A 15,144-nucleotide genomic window follows, 5' to 3' on the forward strand; every position below is an offset into this window, starting at 1 on the left:
CTAGCAGCACAGCACCGACGGCCCGGCTCATCCCCGGGCCGTCGGCGTTTTCAGGCGCCTTATGCCCGTACGATGGACACGCCACCGTCGGCCAGCAGCGCCGTACCGGTGGTAAAGCTTGATGCATCGGAGGCCAGGTACAGCGCCGAGCGGGCGATCTCGTCCGGCGTGGCCAGGCGTTTCAATGCGTGCAGTCCCGCCACGAAGGCCTGCGTCTCGGGCGTATTGGCCACTTGCCGCCCCAATGGTGTATCGGTACCGCCTGGCAATAAGGCATTCACGCGGATGCCCGCCGCGCCATATTCGGCCGCCAGGGCCTTCGTCAAGCCGATCACGCCCGCCTTGCTGGCCGCATACGCCGCCATGCCGGGCATGCCCAAGGTATGGCCGACAAACGTGGACGTGAAAATCAGCGATCCGCCGCCGCGCGCCGCCATGGCTGGCAACTGGTATTTGGCCGCCAGGAAGGCGCTCGTGAGATTGGTATCGACCGTCGCCCGCCAGTCTTCCAGGGCAACTTCCTGCGTGGGCCCCATGGGTCCCAGGGTGCCCGCATTATTAAAAGCGATATCGAGGCCGCCAAAGCGTTGCAGCGCCAGCGCCACGGCCCCTTGCGCGCACGCGGCGTCGCCCACATCGCCCACGCAAGCCACGGCTTGCGCGCCGCCGTCCGCCAGTTGCGCCACGAGCGCATCGAGTTCCGTCCGCCGCCGCGCCACCAGCACCAGCCGCGCGCCATGGCGGGCAAACAGCCGCGCCGCCGCATGACCGATGCCCGAGCTGGCGCCCGTGATGATGGCGACCTTGTTGTCCAGTTGCTTCATGGGATATCCCTCCAGGTGAATGAAGGGACACGATAGGACGGCAGGCCAGGCGCGGCACTCCGCTTCTTGCGCTGGAATCGGCGCCATCAAGGATTTCAATGCCTGTGCAAAACACACGCCAAGCATAAAACTTGCCAGATTGTGACAAATCAGTGATAATGCGTCTCGCGTTGCCGGGATGGCGGAATAGGTAGACGCACGGGACTCAAAATCCCGCGCTGGAAACAGCGTGCCGGTTCGATTCCGGCTCCCGGCACCACAGAACACTTTAGTAGCACCTGATCAAACCCGCCCATCGCCAGATGCTGCGGGTTTTTTTACGTCAGCGCCCGCATGGGCAGTGGGCAGCAAGCCGGCCAGCTGGCCGACACCTTCCCCGCAAATCAGCGTTCCTCGCGATAATAATCACAGCCCTCGAACGTGCTGCGCAGCGCCTGCTGCAGCTGGGCGTAGCGCTCGGGCGTCAAATTGAAACGCACGTCGATCTGGCCGTCGTCATCCATCTGCATGGCGGCCTCGGCATCCATCTGCACGGATAAACGGTTCGGATGCAGGATCACGGCGTGCATGTGGCCATACCAGGCAAACTCCTGGCCGCCGTATTCGATGTACGGTTCGTCCATGCCCATGGCCACGTCCTGCTCGTCGTATTCATCGGCGCGCTGCAGCATCAGGTAGACGGGCTCGCCTTTGCCGGCTGGTGCGGCCAGGGTGGTGATCAGGGCGTCGTCTTCATTAATGACGGACAACTCGGTGGCGGTAAATCCTGCGGACATGGCGTGCTTTCAACAAATGGATGGATGACGCCACCATAGCGCAAAAGCGTCCCGGACAACATAGCGCGCGGCGAATAAAGCGTGCCGCCTATAATGGCCATTCCATCCATATTGCACAGGAGACCGCCTTGACCGCAGCATCGTCCTACACCACCCGCCTGGCCATCCCCTCCAGCGCCACCTACCAGCACCTGCGCGTCGCCGCCGGCATGAGTGCGAAAAGCACGGCAGCGGCCGCCAAGGGCTTGCCGAACTCGCTGTTTGCCGTGCAAATCCTGCATGGCGACGAGGTGGTGGGCATCGGCCGCGTCATCGGCGATGGCGGCTGCTTCTTCCAGGTCACCGATATCGCCGTGCTGCCGGCCCACCAGGGCAAGGGCCTGGGCAAACGCATCATGGGCGAGATCATGCAGTTCATCGAGACGGAGGTGCCGGAAAGCGCGTACGTCAGCCTGATCGCCGACGGCCAGGCGCAAGACTTGTACGCGCAATTCGGTTTCAAGCACACGGCGCCCGCCTCCGTCGGCATGGCGTTGACACGCTAGTGCCGGTCTGGCTGGTTTGCAGCATGGCGCTGGCGCTGCTGTTGAGCGCCGCCGCCTGGGGCGCCGAGCGCCTGCTGCAGCGGCGCGGCCGCACGACGCGCTGGCTGTGGCTGGCGGCCATCGCCGCGTCCGTCCTCTTGCCCCTGGCATGGCTGCCCGGCGTGCTGGCGGCCATGCCGGCGGAACAGGCGCAGCTGAAGCTGGGCTGGTTTGTCTTGTCGACGGGCATGCTGTTGATATTGGCGCTGCGCAGCGTCTGGCTGCTGTCGCACCAGCGCCGCTGGCAAAAGAGCACCTTGCTGGGCACGCCCGTCTTCCTGAGCGGCGGCATCGGTCCCTGCGTGGCGGGACTGCTGCGGCCCCGCATCGTGATGCCCGTCTGGCTGCGATTGATTCTGCCGCCGCAACAGGCGCTGCTGCTGGCGCACGAACAATGCCGGCTGGCCGCGCGCGATCCGCTGCTGCTGGCCGTGGCGTACGCCTTGATCGTGCTCATGCCCTGGAACCTGCCCCTGTGGTGGCAACTGCACCGGCTGCGCTTTGCCATCGAGGTCGATTGCGACGCGCGCATGCTGGCGCACGGCCACGCGCTGCGTGCCTACGCCATCGTGCTGCGCCAGCACGGCCAGTATTATTCGGGGCTGACTGGCGCCTCGCCCATCGTGCTGAGCGACCCGCTGGCACTGCGGCGTCGGCGGCAAATCATGGGCAGATTTACCCGGGACCAGGCGGCGAACTTGCTATAGTAGCGGCAACGCCGCGCGGCGCGCCCGCGAGCCCGGCTCCCCCCTTAGAAATCAGAGAGATACCATGCTTTACCTGCTTGCCATCGTGATCGTCACCGCCCTGCTGTACTACGTCTTCAGTGGCCGCACGCCCGTCAAACCGCTGCACAAGCCACTCGTCTCGGTGCGCCAGTACGTGCCGGCGATTCCTCCCGGCGCCCCTGCGCACCACTGGAGCGATGAGGGACGCTTTGCGTCGGAAGTGGAAAACGAGTCGATGTACCAGCCCGCCATCGCCAAGCTGGCCGGCGAGCACGGTCCCGGCAATGCGGAAGAGAAATGCCTGGCCCTGCTCGTCTGCGACGATGCCAACCCGTTCCAGGACAAGGCCATCGCCGTCTTCATCGATGGCCTGCTGGTCGGTTACCTGTCGCACAACGACGCCCTGCGCCTGCGCCGCAACCTGGGCCGCATGGACCTGGTCGGCCAGCTAACCTCATGCGACGCCGTCATCCGCGGCGGCGGTCTGTGGAATGGCAAGCGCCTGGCGTATGCCGTATGGCTCGATCTGCAGCCCTATAACTAAGCTATCGCGCGCGCCAGCCTGACGGCGCGCGTAGCGATAAAGCTGGGCAGGTATTTTTCAATTTCAAAGCGCGGGTGGGGATGCATTTCCTCGTGGTAGCCTGCCAGCACGAACCCCGCCGCCAGCTGACCGCCGATCTGGCTGTCCAGGCCGTGGCCGAAGATCAGCGCCTCGCCCCTGTCCATGCGGGCCGCCAGCGCATCGGCTGGCATATCCTCCACATCGGAATACGGCAGCACAAAACGGGGACGTATCAAGCCCTGCTTTGCCCATTGCGGATCGCGGTCGCCGATGAACACGGCCGGATTGAAGAAACTGCTCAGCAGCACGCCGCCGTCCGCCAGCACGCGCGCGCATTCGCGCCACACGGGAGCAATGTCGGGCACGTACTGGTTCGACACGGGGTGCACGATGACATCGAAACTGGCGTCGGCAAAATGGCGCAGGTCGCGCATGTCACCCTGCACGGTGGCCAGGTGCAAGCCGTCGCGTTCAGCCACCATGCGGTCTTTCGCCAGTTGCTGCTCAGATAAATCGAAGACGGTCACGTGTGCGCCGGCGGCGGCCAGCACGGGCGCCTGCTGCCCGCCGGCACCGGCCAGGCACAGGATACGCTTGCCTTGCACATCGCCCAGCCAGCCAGCCGGCAAGGGGCCGGGCGTCAAATGGATTTGCCACTGCCCGGCGCGCGCTGCGGCGATGGTGGCGCAGTCGACAGGCTGCGACCATGGGCTGTTCTGTACAGCCTGGGCATCCCAGGCTTGCTGATTATGCCGCAAGAAGTTGTCACTTAAAGGCATCGTCATCCTTTCAGAAAAAACAGGACGCGAATGTAGCATGACACCCGGCAAGGCGTCGCAGCTTGCAAAAAAACCACACAATTCTTAATGGCAACTTCCTCGCCAGCATCGCCATTCCACGGGCACGACAAGTCCGAGACCCACCTGTCCCGCTCGGGAATCGCTTGCACGACAGGGAAAATAATTACAATTAAGATATTTGTTTCCTGAAATCTGGTAAGGTAATTCGCATCGATCACCCGCAGTGGCGGCAGGCGTCCATGCCGGCGCCAAACGCGTCACCTGTTTGCCTACGATGATACCTGCCAGCGTCCAGCACCTGTTCCACCTTCCCGCCGACCCGGCCCAGCTGCACCACGGCCAGCATGCGCCGGGTCTGGTGCTGCTGTCGCTCGTGATCGCCATTTTCACGTCGTGGATGGCTTTCCAGATGACGGCGTACAGCCGCGCGCAGGCGAGCATCAGCCGCCGCTTGCACTTGCTGTGCCTGCTGGCCGGCAGCCTGGCGCTGGGCTGCGGCGTGTGGGCCATGCATTTCATCGGCATGCTGGCCTTCGAGCTGGGCACCAGCGTCGATTACGACCCGGGTCTGACCTTGCTGTCCATCGTGCCCAGCGTGGCGGCCTCGTTCGTGGCCCTGGCCACCATCAGTCGGCGCGCCGTCACGGCGCCGCTGCTGCTGCGCAGCGGCTTGCTGGTGGGCCTGGGCATCGGCGCCATGCATTACACGGGCATGCAGGCCATGCGTGTGGGTTTGTCGCTGCGCTACGATCCGCTGCTGTTCGCGCTGTCGCTCGTCGTTGCCGTGGCGCTGGCCACCCTGGCCCTGTGGATACGTTTTGGCTTGCGCGGCTGGAGCAGCCGCGTGCCCTCGTCGCAACGCACGCTGATCAGCGCCTGCGTCATGGGTTGCGCGATTGCCGGAATGCATTACATGGGCATGCAGGCGGCCCGCTTCGTGGGGACAATCCCCCCGGGCAATGATGCCGATGCCAACCGGCCCATGCTGGTGATCAGCGTGACCTTGCTGACCATTGCCCTGACGATCCTGGTCGCCTCGGCAGTAGGCATCTTGCGCTACCGAGAACTGTTTCGTCACCTGAACCAGAGCGAACACTGGACCCGTTCACTGCTGACGAGCACGGTCGACGGCGTCATCACCATCGACCGGCACGGCAGCATCATCGACTTCAACGGCGCCGCCGAGCGCATCCTCGGCTGGCGGTCGGCGGAAATTGTCGGCCGCCATGTCAGCGTGCTGGTCAGCGACGTGCGCCAGTCGGAACAACACGGCCTGCTCCATTACCTGCGCACGGGCGAGGCTGGCACTTTCCAGTCCAGCGAGGAAATCGTCTACCTGCGCAAGGATGGCATACCGGTCGCCGTGCAGCGTTCGGTGGCCAGCGCGCGTCTGGCCGACCAGGATTTGTATGTGCTGTTCATTACGGACATCAGCGAACGGCGCGCCATGCTGGCTGCCCTGCGCGAAAGCGAGCAACAATTGCGCTCGCTGATCGGCAATATTCCCGGCATCGCCTTCCGCTGTACCACGGCGGAAAACCAGCCCATGCTGTTCATCAGCGATGGCGTGGAAGCCGTCACCGGCTATCCGCCCGCCGACTTTCTCGGCGCAACACCGCGCCGCAGCATCACGGGCCTGATTGCCAGCGAAGAGCGCGCCTACGTCGTCGACGTCTTCAACCGCAGCGTGGCCAGCGGCGAGCCCTACCTGCTGGAATACCGGCTGCTGCATGCCGACGGCACGGCCCGCTGGCTGTGGGAGCGGGGCACCGTCGTGCACGATGCGGCAGGCGCCGTGCGCTGGGTCGACGGCGTCATCCTCGATATCAGCGAACGGCGGCAGATGGAGGAAGACTTGCGCAAGGCCAAGGAAAAGGCAGAGCTGGCGGCCGCCACGCGGGCCAGCTTTGTCGCCAACATGAGCCATGAAATCCGCACGCCGATGAATTCCATCCTCGGTTTCACCGATGTGCTGCTCGACTCGCCGCTGGCGCCGGAGCAGCGGCGCCACCTCAATACCGTGCGGCAGTCCGGACGCTCGCTGTTGCGCCTGCTCAACGAAGTGCTCGATACGGCCAAGCTGGACAGAGGCGCCGTGGCGCTGGAAATGCGCGACTACAGCCTGCTGGCGCTGGTCGATGAACTGGCGTCCACGTATGGCATTCATGCACGCAACAAGGGTTTGCGCATGGAGGTGCAGTACGATCCGCAACTGCCGGCCGTGCTGCATGGTGACGAATTGCGCATGCGGCAGGTGCTGGGCAACCTGCTCGACAACGCCATCAAGTTCACGGCCAGCGGCGGTGTCAGCCTGGCGGCGCGCCTCGACGGTGGCCAGCTGCACTTGCTGGTGCGGGACAGCGGCATCGGTATCGCCGCGGAACGGCGCGATGCCATTTTTGATCCCTTCGTGCAGGCGGACGCTTCGACCACGCGGCGCTTTGGCGGCACGGGCCTGGGCACCACCATCAGCAGGCAGCTGGTGACCCTGATGCAGGGGCGCATCTGGGCCGACGCCAGCGTGCCGCACGGCAGCGTATTCCACGTCATGCTGCCCTTGCTGCCGGCACGCCAGGCGGCGCTGCCCGCCAGCGAACGCCGCAGCGTGCGCCTGCCGCCCCTGCGCGTGCTGGCCGCCGACGACGTGCCGCAAAACCTGGAACTGCTGAGTCTGCTGCTGGGCAAGCGCGGCCACACGGTGATCACGGCAGGCGATGGCGTGCAAGCCTTGCAGCTGACGCAGCAGGATGACTTCGACATTCTGCTGCTGGACTTGCAAATGCCGCGCATGGATGGCCTGGCCGCCACGCAAGCCATCCGTGCCGCCGCCCTGCGCGATGGCCGCCCGCGCGTGCCCGTGATCGCCATGACGGCCAGCGTGCTCGATGCGCACCGCAAGGCGGCGCAGGCGGCCGGCATGGACGGTTTCGCCACCAAGCCCGTCGAATGGCAGGCGCTGTCGCGGGAAATCGCCCGCGTGCTGGGCCTGACGGCGGAGCCGGCCGATGACAGCCCCGCGCCCGCTGGAGGAAGAGTGCTGCACCATGCGGGCGCCCTGCAGCGCTGGGCCGGCAACGACAGCGCCTACCGCGCGGCACTGGCCCGTTTCGGACGCGAGCATCCGCGCGTGCCGCCTGCCCTGCTGGCCGCCATCGAGGCACGCGACCACGCGGTGCTCCTGCCGCAGAGTCACCGGCTGCGCGGCGCGGCGGCCAACCTCGGCCTGGAACAGCTGGCCGCCAGCCTGGCGACCCTGGAACAAACGTGCGCCAGCCCTGGCCCCGCCACGGCGCCACAGCTCGATGAGACGCTGGGCAAGCTGCTGACGCAATGGCCGGCGGCCCTGGCCGCCATCGCCCGGCTGGCGCCGCCTGCATTGCCGGCGGCAACGGCGACGAGCGCCATCGACGCACCCGCCGCCCGGCAAGCGGCCAGCGCCCTGCTGCAGGCCTTGCAGCGCGGCGAACTCGATGACGCGGCGCAAGCACAATTGCAGCACGCCATGGGCGCGCAAGCGGATACGCTGGCGCCGCTGCTGCACGCCATCGACGACTTTGATTTCCCCCTGGCACAGTCGCTCCTGCACGGCCTGCTGCCCACCTTCTCCCCGGAGTCCCCATGAATGCACGAGCCAGGCCCGTGATTCTCGTCGTCGACGATGAAGCGGCCAATTTGCAATTGCTGCGCCAGATCTTGCAGAACGACTACGCGCTGCTGTTCGCCAAGGATGGCGCGCGGGCTCTGGAACTGGCGCAGCAGGAACGCCCGGCTCTGATCCTCCTCGACGTGATGATGCCGGGCATGAGCGGCCACGACACCTGCCGCCAGCTGAAAGCGGCGCCGCTGACGGCCGCCATCCCCGTCATTTTCGTCACGGCCCTGAACGACATGCGCGACGAACTGAGCGGTTTTGAAGCGGGCGCCGTCGATTACATCACCAAGCCGCTCAGCCCTGCCATCGTGCGTGCCCGCGTGCGCACGCATCTGTCGCTGGTGCGCATTGACGAATTGAAGGAAACGCGGCTGCAGATCGTCCAGCGCCTGGGCCTGGCGGCCGAGTACAAGGACAATGAAACGGGCTTGCACGTGATCCGCATGAGCCATTACGCGCGCCTGCTGGGCGTGGCCGCCGGCATGGACGAGGCCGCCGCGGACGACCTGCTGCACGCGGCGCCCATGCACGACGTGGGCAAGATCGGCATCCCCGACCGCATCCTGCAAAAGCCGGGCAAGCTCGATGCGGACGAATGGGCCATCATGCAGACGCACGCGCGCATCGGCGCCGACATCATCGGCGAACATGCCGCAGGCGGCATGCTGGCGCTGGCCCGCGAGATCGCCCTGTCGCACCATGAAAAATGGAATGGCAGCGGCTACCCGAACGGCTTGGCGGGCGAGGCGATCCCGCTGGCGGGACGCATCATCGCCGTGGCCGACGTCTTCGACGCGCTGACCTCGGTGCGCCCGTACAAGCGCGCGTGGTCGGTGACGGACGCCGTGGGCTACTTACAAGCGCAACAAGGCAGCCATTTCGATGCGCGGCTGGTCGAGCTGTTTGTCAAGGAACTGCCCGCCATCGACGCCATCCGGCTGCGCTGGGCAGAGAAAGAGGAAAGCCACGCGGCCGCCTGAAAAGTGAACTCCCGCCACAGCCAGCGTTGTTGCGTCACACAAGAAAGTGCCGGACAGATGGCGCCGGCGCCGATGCAGACCACTGGAAGGGCAAGGAGTTCGATGCCATTATGGCCGGCAGCAAGTCGAGCATTTTGATGCACATCAAATAACTCGCAATTTCCTGGCGACGGCCTTGCAGATGGCGCACCGCCGCGTTTTTTCGCCCCACCCTTGCGGATGACGCGGCTTTTAACTGACAGCGACAGCCTTAGACTTTGCGCTGGGCCACTGCGTCAACGACACACAGCGCCGTCATGTTGACGATGCGGCGCACGGTGGCCGATGGCGTCAAGATGTGCACGGGCTTGGCGCAGCCGAGCAGGATCGGGCCCACGGCGATGCCGTTGCCGGCCGCCGTTTTCACCAGGTTGTAGGCGATGTTGGCCGATTCGATATTCGGCATGACGAGCAGGTTGGCGTCGTTCTTCAGTGCCGAATTTGGCATCAGTTTGTGACGCAGCTTGCTGTCGAGGGCCGTATCGCCGTGCATTTCGCCGTCGATTTCCAGGTCCGGCGCGCGTTCCTTGACGATGGCCAGGGCGGCGCGCATCTTTTGCGCCGAGGCGCTGTCGCTGGAACCGAAATTCGAGTGCGACAGCAGGGCCGCGCGCGGCGACAAACCGAAACGGGTCATCTCTTCGGCGGCCATGATGGTGATCTCGGCCAGCTGCTCGGCGTCCGGATTTTCATTGACGTGCGTGTCGACCATCACCAGCTGGCGCTCCGGCATGATCAGGACGTTCATGGCCGCATACACATTGCTGCCGGCGCGCTTGCCCAGCACCTGGTCGATGTATTTCAGGTGCAGCTGGGTGGTGCCGAAGGTGCCGCAGATCATGCCGTCGGCGTCGCCCTTGTGGATCATCATCGAACCGATCAGGGTGTGGCGGCGGCGCATTTCCAGCTTCGCGTATTCCTCGGTGACGCCCTTGCGGCTCGTCATCGCGTAATACGTGTTCCAGTAATCGCGATAGCGCTCGTCGAAGTCCGGGTTGATGACGTCGAAGTCGACGCCTTGCTTGAGGCGCAGGCCGAATTTCTGGATGCGCGCTTCGAGCACCGGTGGACGGCCGACCAGGATAGGACGCGCCAGTTTTTCATCGACCACCACTTGCACGGCGCGCAGCACGCGCTCTTCTTCGCCTTCGGCGTAGACGATGCGTTTGAGTTCGGCCGGCGTGGATTTGGCCATCAGGAACAGCGGCTTCATGAAGGTGCCGCTGCGGTAGACGAATTGCTGCAGGCTGTCCGCGTACGCTTGCAAGTCCTTGATCGGACGCGTGGCGACGCCGGAATCCTCGGCCGCCTTGGCAACGGCCGGCGCGATCTTGATCAGCAGACGCGGATCGAACGGCATCGGGATCAGGTATTCAGGACCGAACGACAGGTTGCTGATGCCGTACGTGGTGGCCACGATGTCGGACTGCTCCGCATGCGCCAGGTCGGCGATCGCGTGCACGACGGCGATTTCCATTTCACGCGTGATCGTCGTCGCGCCGCAATCGAGGGCGCCGCGGAAGATGTACGGGAAGCACAGCACGTTGTTGACCTGGTTCGGATAGTCCGAACGGCCCGTGGCGATGATGGCGTCGCTGCGCACGGCCTTGACTTCTTCCGGCAGGATTTCCGGATTCGGGTTGGCCAGCGCCAGGATCAACGGGTTCGGCGCCATCTTGCGCACCATGTCTTGCTTCAGCACGCCGCCGGCGGAGACGCCGAGGAAGATGTCGGCGTCCGGGATGATCTCGGCCAGGGTGCGCAGCGGCGTGTCTTGCGCGAAGCGTTCCTTGTCCGGGTCCATCAGTTCCGTGCGGCCCTTGTAGACGACGCCGGCCAGGTCGGTGACGTAGATGTTTTTGAGCGGGAAGCCCAGGTCGACGATCAGGTCCAGGCAGGCCAGCGCCGCGGCGCCCGCGCCCGACACGACCAGTTTGCAGTCCTCGATTTTCTTGCCGACGGCTTTCAGGCCGTTCAGGATGGCCGCGCCGACGATGATGGCCGTGCCGTGCTGGTCGTCATGGAAGACGGGAATCTTCATGCGGTCGCGCAGCTGGCGCTCGATGTAGAAGCATTCAGGGGCTTTGATGTCTTCCAGGTTCACGCCGCCGAAGGTCGGTTCCAGCGAAGCGATGATGTCGACCAGTTTGTCCGGGTCCATCTCGTTGATTTCGATGTCGAAGACGTCGATGCCTGCGAATTTCTTGAACAGCACGCCCTTGCCTTCCATCACCGGCTTGGCGGCCAGCGGGCCGATATTGCCCAGTCCCAGCACGGCCGTGCCGTTGGTGATGACGGCCACCAGGTTGCCGCGCGCCGTGTATTTATAGGCGTTGGCCGGATCGATGACGATTTCTTCGCACGGTGCCGCCACGCCTGGCGAGTAGGCCAGTGCCAGATCGCGCTGGTTGGTCAGTTGTTTGGTCGGCGTCACGCTGATTTTGCCGGGGCGCGGGCACTCGTGATACTCGAGTGCGGCCAAGCGCAATTGTTGACGCAATTCTTCTTTTTTATCAGATGACGAATCCATGCTGTGCTGCCTTCCTGTTTGGTCGATCGGGTGTTCCGGATTTTATCAGACCGATTCTTTCAATTAGCTAGGTATTTTCCGCTAGCCACAGTCTGATATCACGAAAACGCATAACCTAGCATTGTAAGGCCGTCCGGCGGCACAAACGTCCTCAACAGGAAAAACTATCAAATTTTAGATTTCAATTAGTTTTTGTGATCACTGACCGGGAGCTCGCCACAGCGGCAGCGCGGCGACGGCGCGCTCGATATCGTCCATCTCGTCGTCCCCAAGAGTGGTGTCGAATTGGGCGGACAAAATGCGGCGCATCAGCGCCAGTCGCGTCGTCGCTTGCTGCGCGTCGATGAAGCGCGTCGTCTCCGCGCAATACTGCGCACGGCGCTGGGCATCGGCGCCGTCATCGTCGCCGTCGGGATAATAATGGCGGCCGATGTGCTGCAGCGACTGCAGCAGGAATTCGATCTCGCGCAGGATGCGCAGCGCATCCTCGCCGGACAGCACGATGCGGCGGTTGGCGGGCAGCAGGGATGGCGGCGTGGCGCGACTATTCAAAATAGTCCTCGATCAGGAATGCATAACCGCCATCGATCAGCATTTGCAGATAAGCGTCGAAGCTGTCGGCGATGACCTGGTAATTGTCGGGGTCATGCAGAAAGCGCACGACCTGCCCGACCTTGCCCGACGCCGTGGGCGTGAAATCGATATACAGCCGCGAGGAGCCGCCATTATTCATGCAATGCGAAAAACACAGGCGCTGGCCTTGCCGGATACCGGCGTCGATGCGGGCGTCGACGATGCCGGGATCTTCCTCCAGGTAATGGCCATAGATATCGGCGATGCTGCGCTGGTTCGCCTGCCCGTCCTGCAGGATCTGCTCGACGGAACTCAGGTAATACGGATACTCGAACACGTCCGAGCCCAGCATGTACACCAGCACCATGCCACCCGCATACTCCTGATAATAGGTGCCGTTGTACTGGCCCAGCAAGCGCAGCAGGCTGTCCGGGCACAGCGGATACGCGTGGCGCAAGCTGGCCAGTTGCGCCGCGCTGGCGCCGCTGGCCAGCGCCAGCTCCGCCAGCGGCTCTGGTGGCAAGGCCTGGCGCAATCCTGCCAAATAGTGGTCGACGATGTGCATGGGCGAAATATATCAGCTGCCGGCACACGGCACGCGCACCTTAGCGGGTATTGGCCAGCCGCGCCCCCGGCGCGAAACGCACGGCGATCAGCAGCAGCACCACGACGCCGGCGGCCATCACCATCCACGCCTGGGCCAGGCTGGACGAGTGCTGGCGTATCAGGCCGGCGATGAACGGCATGCTGCTGGCGATGATGTAGCCGCCGCCCTGCACGAAACCGAGCAGTGCGCCGGCGCCGGCCGGATCACGCACGTGGTCCATGCTGACGATCAGCGACAAGGGGAACAAAGCGCCGATGCCGCAGCCCAGTAATATCACGGCGGGCAACGCCAGTTGCGCGGGCGCCACAATCAGGCAGGCCAGGCCGCCCAGCACGGCCAGCAGCACGACCAGCAACAGGATGCGGCGGTCGGGAAAACGGTGGATGATGCTGGAAATTACCAGTCCCGCCAGCACTTCCACGAGGGTCAGGCCGCCGAGCAGCAAGCCGCTGTCGGCCGCGCTCCAGCCCAGCTCCGTGTAAAACGGCGGCAGCCAGGCCAGCACCAAGGTGTAGGCGCCCGTGCCGATGCCAAAGAACACCATCAGCAGCCAGGCGCGGCCACTGCCCACGGGCAGGCTGGCGCCCGCGCCGCCGGGCACCTCCACGCACGCGGCCGATGCGCGGCGCCACAGCAGCGCGGCGGCCACGGCCGGCAGCGCCCACAGGGCCAGCAGCGCCTGCCAGCCCAGCGATTGCGCCAACGGCGAAGCGGACGCGGCGGCAATGGCGGCGCCGCCCATGATGCCCGTCGTATAAAAGCCCATCAACTGGCCTGCCCGCTCGGGGAAATGGCGCTTGATGAAGGCGGGCAGCAAGGCTTGCACCAGCGCGATGCCCAGGCCGCCCAGGGCCGCCGTGGCGATCAGGCCGCCGCTGCCATGCAGGGGCCAGCGCAGCGCGCAAGCGGCGGCGATGATGGCGATGCCCAGCGAGATGCCGCGCGCCACGCCCAGCCGGCGCTGCAGCTGCGCGCCCGCCAGTGCGCACAGGCCCATGGCGAACACGGGCACGGTGGTCAGCAAGCCCGCATCGGCATTGCTGAGGCCTGTGCCGGCCTGGATGCTGTCGAGCAAGGGACCGATGGCGGCCAGGATAGGCCGCAGGTTCAAGCCCAGCAGAATGATGGCAGCCACTAGCAGGGCCGAAGACGATGAAGCAGAAAGGGATGCGGCAGGTCGGGCGGAAGGCATGGGATAGTCCTTGCCTCGCTGGGAGGCACATGGTTTAATGCGTCATCAAATATGACTCGATGAAAAGTATCTTAGCATAAAGATAGAAATCTATCTTTATGTCGAGATAAATGGATGCCCATGACAACTACCCCGCAAGAACACACGCGCGCGCAATTTGCCGCCGCACAATGGCAGCGTGAGCTGCCGCAGATGGACACGCGCGCCATGCAGCTGGTAGGCCAGCTGGGCACGGTGGCGCAGCTGATGGCGCGCGACTGGCTCAATCCGCTGTTCGCCGAACACGGCTTGCAGCCGGGCGAATTCGACGTGCTGGCGACATTGCGCCGCTCGGGCGCGCCCTACAGCCTGACGCCGACGGCCCTGTACGAGGCGGCCATGCTGTCTTCGGGCGGCATGACCAACCGCATCGACCGGCTGGAAGCGGCCGGCTGGATCGAACGCCAGAAGCATCCGACGGACCGGCGCGGCGTGCTGGTGGCCCTGACACAAAAGGGATTGGAATTGATAGAAAAGCTCGTGCTGCTGCACGTGGAGAACGAGCGCGCCATGCTGTCTGCGCTCGATGCGGACGAACAGCGCCAGCTCGACCAGTTGCTGGCCAAGCTGCTGCACGGCATGGCGCAGGCGAAGAAAGGCTAGGCGAGCAGACTCGCCAGCTCGCGCAGCGCCGCATTGCCGCGCCGCGCCAGACGCCGCAGTTCGGCAGGGTCGCGGCTGTCGTAGATGGCCTGGACATGGCGTGCGCTGGCCGCGCGCAAGTCGATATCGCTGTCGCGGTCCGGTAGCTGGGCATCGGCCACATGTCCCTCGACCAGGGTCAGATAGTAATGACGGGGCTTGCCGCGCAAGTTGGTGGCGAACTGCAGCACCAGTCCGTTGTCGAACAGCAGGGCGCCGCTGCGGCCACCGTGTTCCAGCAGCACGCGACACGCCGGCAAGGGCTGCCGCGCCGCGCGCAGGAAACCGGCCAGGTGTACCTGATAGCCGAGTTCCAGGCCATTCGCGCCCAGCTGGCCGCGCTGCAGATACACCTTGAACGACGCCGGCACGGGCCGGCCGGCGCGGCGGAACAGGCGCGCATCTTCGTACAGGCACAGCTGGCCGCCGTCGCTGATGGCGTCGAAGCCGCGCTCCGCCAGCTCCTGCGCTTCGAAGGTGCGCAAGCCGACGGCTTGCGGGTCGCGCAGCCAGCCGTGGTCGAGCCAGGATTGCAGCAAGAAATGAATATCGAGGAGGGGCATGGCAAGCTGTTCGGCAGTGGCAAAGGCGACTATTGTATGCCAGCCTATAA

14 protein-coding genes and 1 tRNA gene are annotated in these 15,144 nt (G+C 64.8%); 7 read left to right on the plus strand and 8 right to left on the minus strand.

What is annotated here, in order from left to right; genetic code table 11:
- Positions 1-59: 59 nt before the first annotated feature.
- Positions 60-824, minus strand: coding sequence for an SDR family oxidoreductase (locus AC4BCN_RS26680; protein ID WP_490492150.1), 765 nt, complete (start codon positions 822-824; stop codon positions 60-62).
- 172 nt (positions 825-996) lie between these two features.
- On the opposite strand from AC4BCN_RS26680, the gene AC4BCN_RS26685 reads away from it, so the two are divergent.
- Positions 997-1,083 (plus strand) — tRNA-Leu (locus AC4BCN_RS26685).
- Between the two features lie 124 nt (positions 1,084-1,207).
- Here AC4BCN_RS26685 and AC4BCN_RS26690 read toward each other — a convergent pair.
- A complete protein-coding gene (locus AC4BCN_RS26690) occupies positions 1,208-1,600 on the minus strand; it encodes an Imm10 family immunity protein (RefSeq protein WP_490492151.1) in 393 nt (130 codons plus the stop codon).
- Between the two features lie 128 nt (positions 1,601-1,728).
- On the opposite strand from AC4BCN_RS26690, the gene AC4BCN_RS26695 reads away from it, so the two are divergent.
- The 3 genes from AC4BCN_RS26695 (at position 1,729) to AC4BCN_RS26705 (ending at position 3,456) form a co-directional block, all read left to right on the plus strand.
- Entirely contained in the window at positions 1,729-2,145 is a 417-nt protein-coding gene (locus AC4BCN_RS26695; RefSeq protein WP_070301089.1) for a GNAT family N-acetyltransferase, read from the plus strand.
- Positions 2,145-2,891 (plus strand): M56 family metallopeptidase, encoded by a 747-nt coding sequence (locus AC4BCN_RS26700; RefSeq protein WP_490492152.1) that lies wholly within the window; start codon positions 2,145-2,147, stop codon positions 2,889-2,891. The genes AC4BCN_RS26695 and AC4BCN_RS26700 overlap by 1 nt, the downstream gene beginning before the upstream one ends.
- A gap of 64 nt (positions 2,892-2,955) precedes the next feature.
- Positions 2,956-3,456 carry a hypothetical protein gene (locus tag AC4BCN_RS26705; RefSeq protein ID WP_128141809.1) on the plus strand — a complete coding sequence of 167 codons (501 nt, stop codon included), beginning with the start codon at positions 2,956-2,958 and terminating at the stop codon, positions 3,454-3,456.
- Here AC4BCN_RS26705 and AC4BCN_RS26710 read toward each other — a convergent pair.
- Positions 3,453-4,256, minus strand: a complete 804-nt coding sequence (locus tag AC4BCN_RS26710; protein WP_490492153.1) for a class I SAM-dependent methyltransferase — start codon at positions 4,254-4,256, stop codon at positions 3,453-3,455. The two genes, AC4BCN_RS26705 and AC4BCN_RS26710, sit on opposite strands and share 4 nt — an antisense overlap.
- Positions 4,257-4,551: 295 nt before the next feature.
- On the opposite strand from AC4BCN_RS26710, the gene AC4BCN_RS26715 reads away from it, so the two are divergent.
- Positions 4,552-7,899: an MHYT domain-containing protein gene (locus AC4BCN_RS26715; RefSeq protein WP_490493638.1), complete on the plus strand. Its 3,348-nt coding sequence runs from the start codon at positions 4,552-4,554 to the stop codon at positions 7,897-7,899.
- Positions 7,896-8,909 (plus strand): response regulator, encoded by a 1,014-nt coding sequence (locus AC4BCN_RS26720; RefSeq protein ID WP_490492154.1) that lies wholly within the window; start codon positions 7,896-7,898, stop codon positions 8,907-8,909. Before AC4BCN_RS26715 ends, AC4BCN_RS26720 begins: the two co-directional genes overlap by 4 nt.
- Before the next feature lie 250 nt (positions 8,910-9,159).
- Here AC4BCN_RS26720 and AC4BCN_RS26725 read toward each other — a convergent pair whose 3' ends face one another.
- The 4 genes from AC4BCN_RS26725 to AC4BCN_RS26740 all read right to left on the minus strand — a co-directional run bounded on the left by AC4BCN_RS26725 (position 9,160) and on the right by AC4BCN_RS26740 (position 13,850).
- On the minus strand, positions 9,160-11,478 hold the full coding sequence (locus tag AC4BCN_RS26725) for an NADP-dependent malic enzyme (RefSeq protein ID WP_490492155.1): 2,319 nt from the start codon (positions 11,476-11,478) through the stop codon (positions 9,160-9,162).
- Positions 11,479-11,676: 198 nt separating this feature from the next.
- A complete protein-coding gene (locus AC4BCN_RS26730; protein ID WP_223278872.1) occupies positions 11,677-12,030 on the minus strand; it encodes a hypothetical protein in 354 nt (117 codons plus the stop codon).
- A complete protein-coding gene (locus AC4BCN_RS26735; protein WP_490492156.1) occupies positions 12,023-12,616 on the minus strand; it encodes an SMI1/KNR4 family protein in 594 nt (197 codons plus the stop codon). Before AC4BCN_RS26735 ends, AC4BCN_RS26730 begins: the two co-directional genes overlap by 8 nt.
- A 40-nt stretch (positions 12,617-12,656) precedes the next feature.
- Positions 12,657-13,850 carry an MFS transporter gene (locus AC4BCN_RS26740; RefSeq protein WP_490492157.1) on the minus strand — a complete coding sequence of 398 codons (1,194 nt, stop codon included), beginning with the start codon at positions 13,848-13,850 and terminating at the stop codon, positions 12,657-12,659.
- Between the two features lie 120 nt (positions 13,851-13,970).
- On the opposite strand from AC4BCN_RS26740, the gene AC4BCN_RS26745 reads away from it, so the two are divergent.
- Positions 13,971-14,492, plus strand: coding sequence for a MarR family winged helix-turn-helix transcriptional regulator (locus AC4BCN_RS26745; protein ID WP_490492158.1), 522 nt, complete (start codon positions 13,971-13,973; stop codon positions 14,490-14,492).
- Here the strand turns inward: AC4BCN_RS26745 and AC4BCN_RS26750 are convergent.
- Positions 14,489-15,094, minus strand: a complete 606-nt coding sequence (locus AC4BCN_RS26750; RefSeq protein ID WP_490492159.1) for a hypothetical protein — start codon at positions 15,092-15,094, stop codon at positions 14,489-14,491. The two genes, AC4BCN_RS26745 and AC4BCN_RS26750, sit on opposite strands and share 4 nt — an antisense overlap.
- Positions 15,095-15,144 lie beyond the last annotated feature (50 nt).

The sequence above is a fragment of the Janthinobacterium sp. Bl 1 genome (assembly GCF_058215535.1).

What these genes read in the sequence shown, in the direction of transcription:
- AC4BCN_RS26725 (WP_490492155.1), bottom strand. Translation starts at nt 11,478, where the DNA reads ATGGATTCGTCATCTGATAAAAAAGAAGAATTGCGTCAACAATTGCGC.
- AC4BCN_RS26750 (WP_490492159.1), bottom strand. Translation starts at nt 15,094, where the DNA reads ATGCCCCTCCTCGATATTCATTTCTTGCTGCAATCCTGGCTCGACCAC.
- AC4BCN_RS26735 (WP_490492156.1), bottom strand. Translation starts at nt 12,616, where the DNA reads ATGCACATCGTCGACCACTATTTGGCAGGATTGCGCCAGGCCTTGCCA.
- AC4BCN_RS26690 (WP_490492151.1), bottom strand. Translation starts at nt 1,600, where the DNA reads ATGTCCGCAGGATTTACCGCCACCGAGTTGTCCGTCATTAATGAAGAC.
- AC4BCN_RS26705 (WP_128141809.1), top strand. Translation starts at nt 2,956, where the DNA reads ATGCTTTACCTGCTTGCCATCGTGATCGTCACCGCCCTGCTGTACTAC.
- AC4BCN_RS26720 (WP_490492154.1), top strand. Translation starts at nt 7,896, where the DNA reads ATGAATGCACGAGCCAGGCCCGTGATTCTCGTCGTCGACGATGAAGCG.
- AC4BCN_RS26680 (WP_490492150.1), bottom strand. Translation starts at nt 824, where the DNA reads ATGAAGCAACTGGACAACAAGGTCGCCATCATCACGGGCGCCAGCTCG.
- AC4BCN_RS26745 (WP_490492158.1), top strand. Translation starts at nt 13,971, where the DNA reads ATGACAACTACCCCGCAAGAACACACGCGCGCGCAATTTGCCGCCGCA.
- AC4BCN_RS26740 (WP_490492157.1), bottom strand. Translation starts at nt 13,850, where the DNA reads ATGCCTTCCGCCCGACCTGCCGCATCCCTTTCTGCTTCATCGTCTTCG.
- AC4BCN_RS26710 (WP_490492153.1), bottom strand. Translation starts at nt 4,256, where the DNA reads ATGCCTTTAAGTGACAACTTCTTGCGGCATAATCAGCAAGCCTGGGAT.
- AC4BCN_RS26715 (WP_490493638.1), top strand. Translation starts at nt 4,552, where the DNA reads ATGATACCTGCCAGCGTCCAGCACCTGTTCCACCTTCCCGCCGACCCG.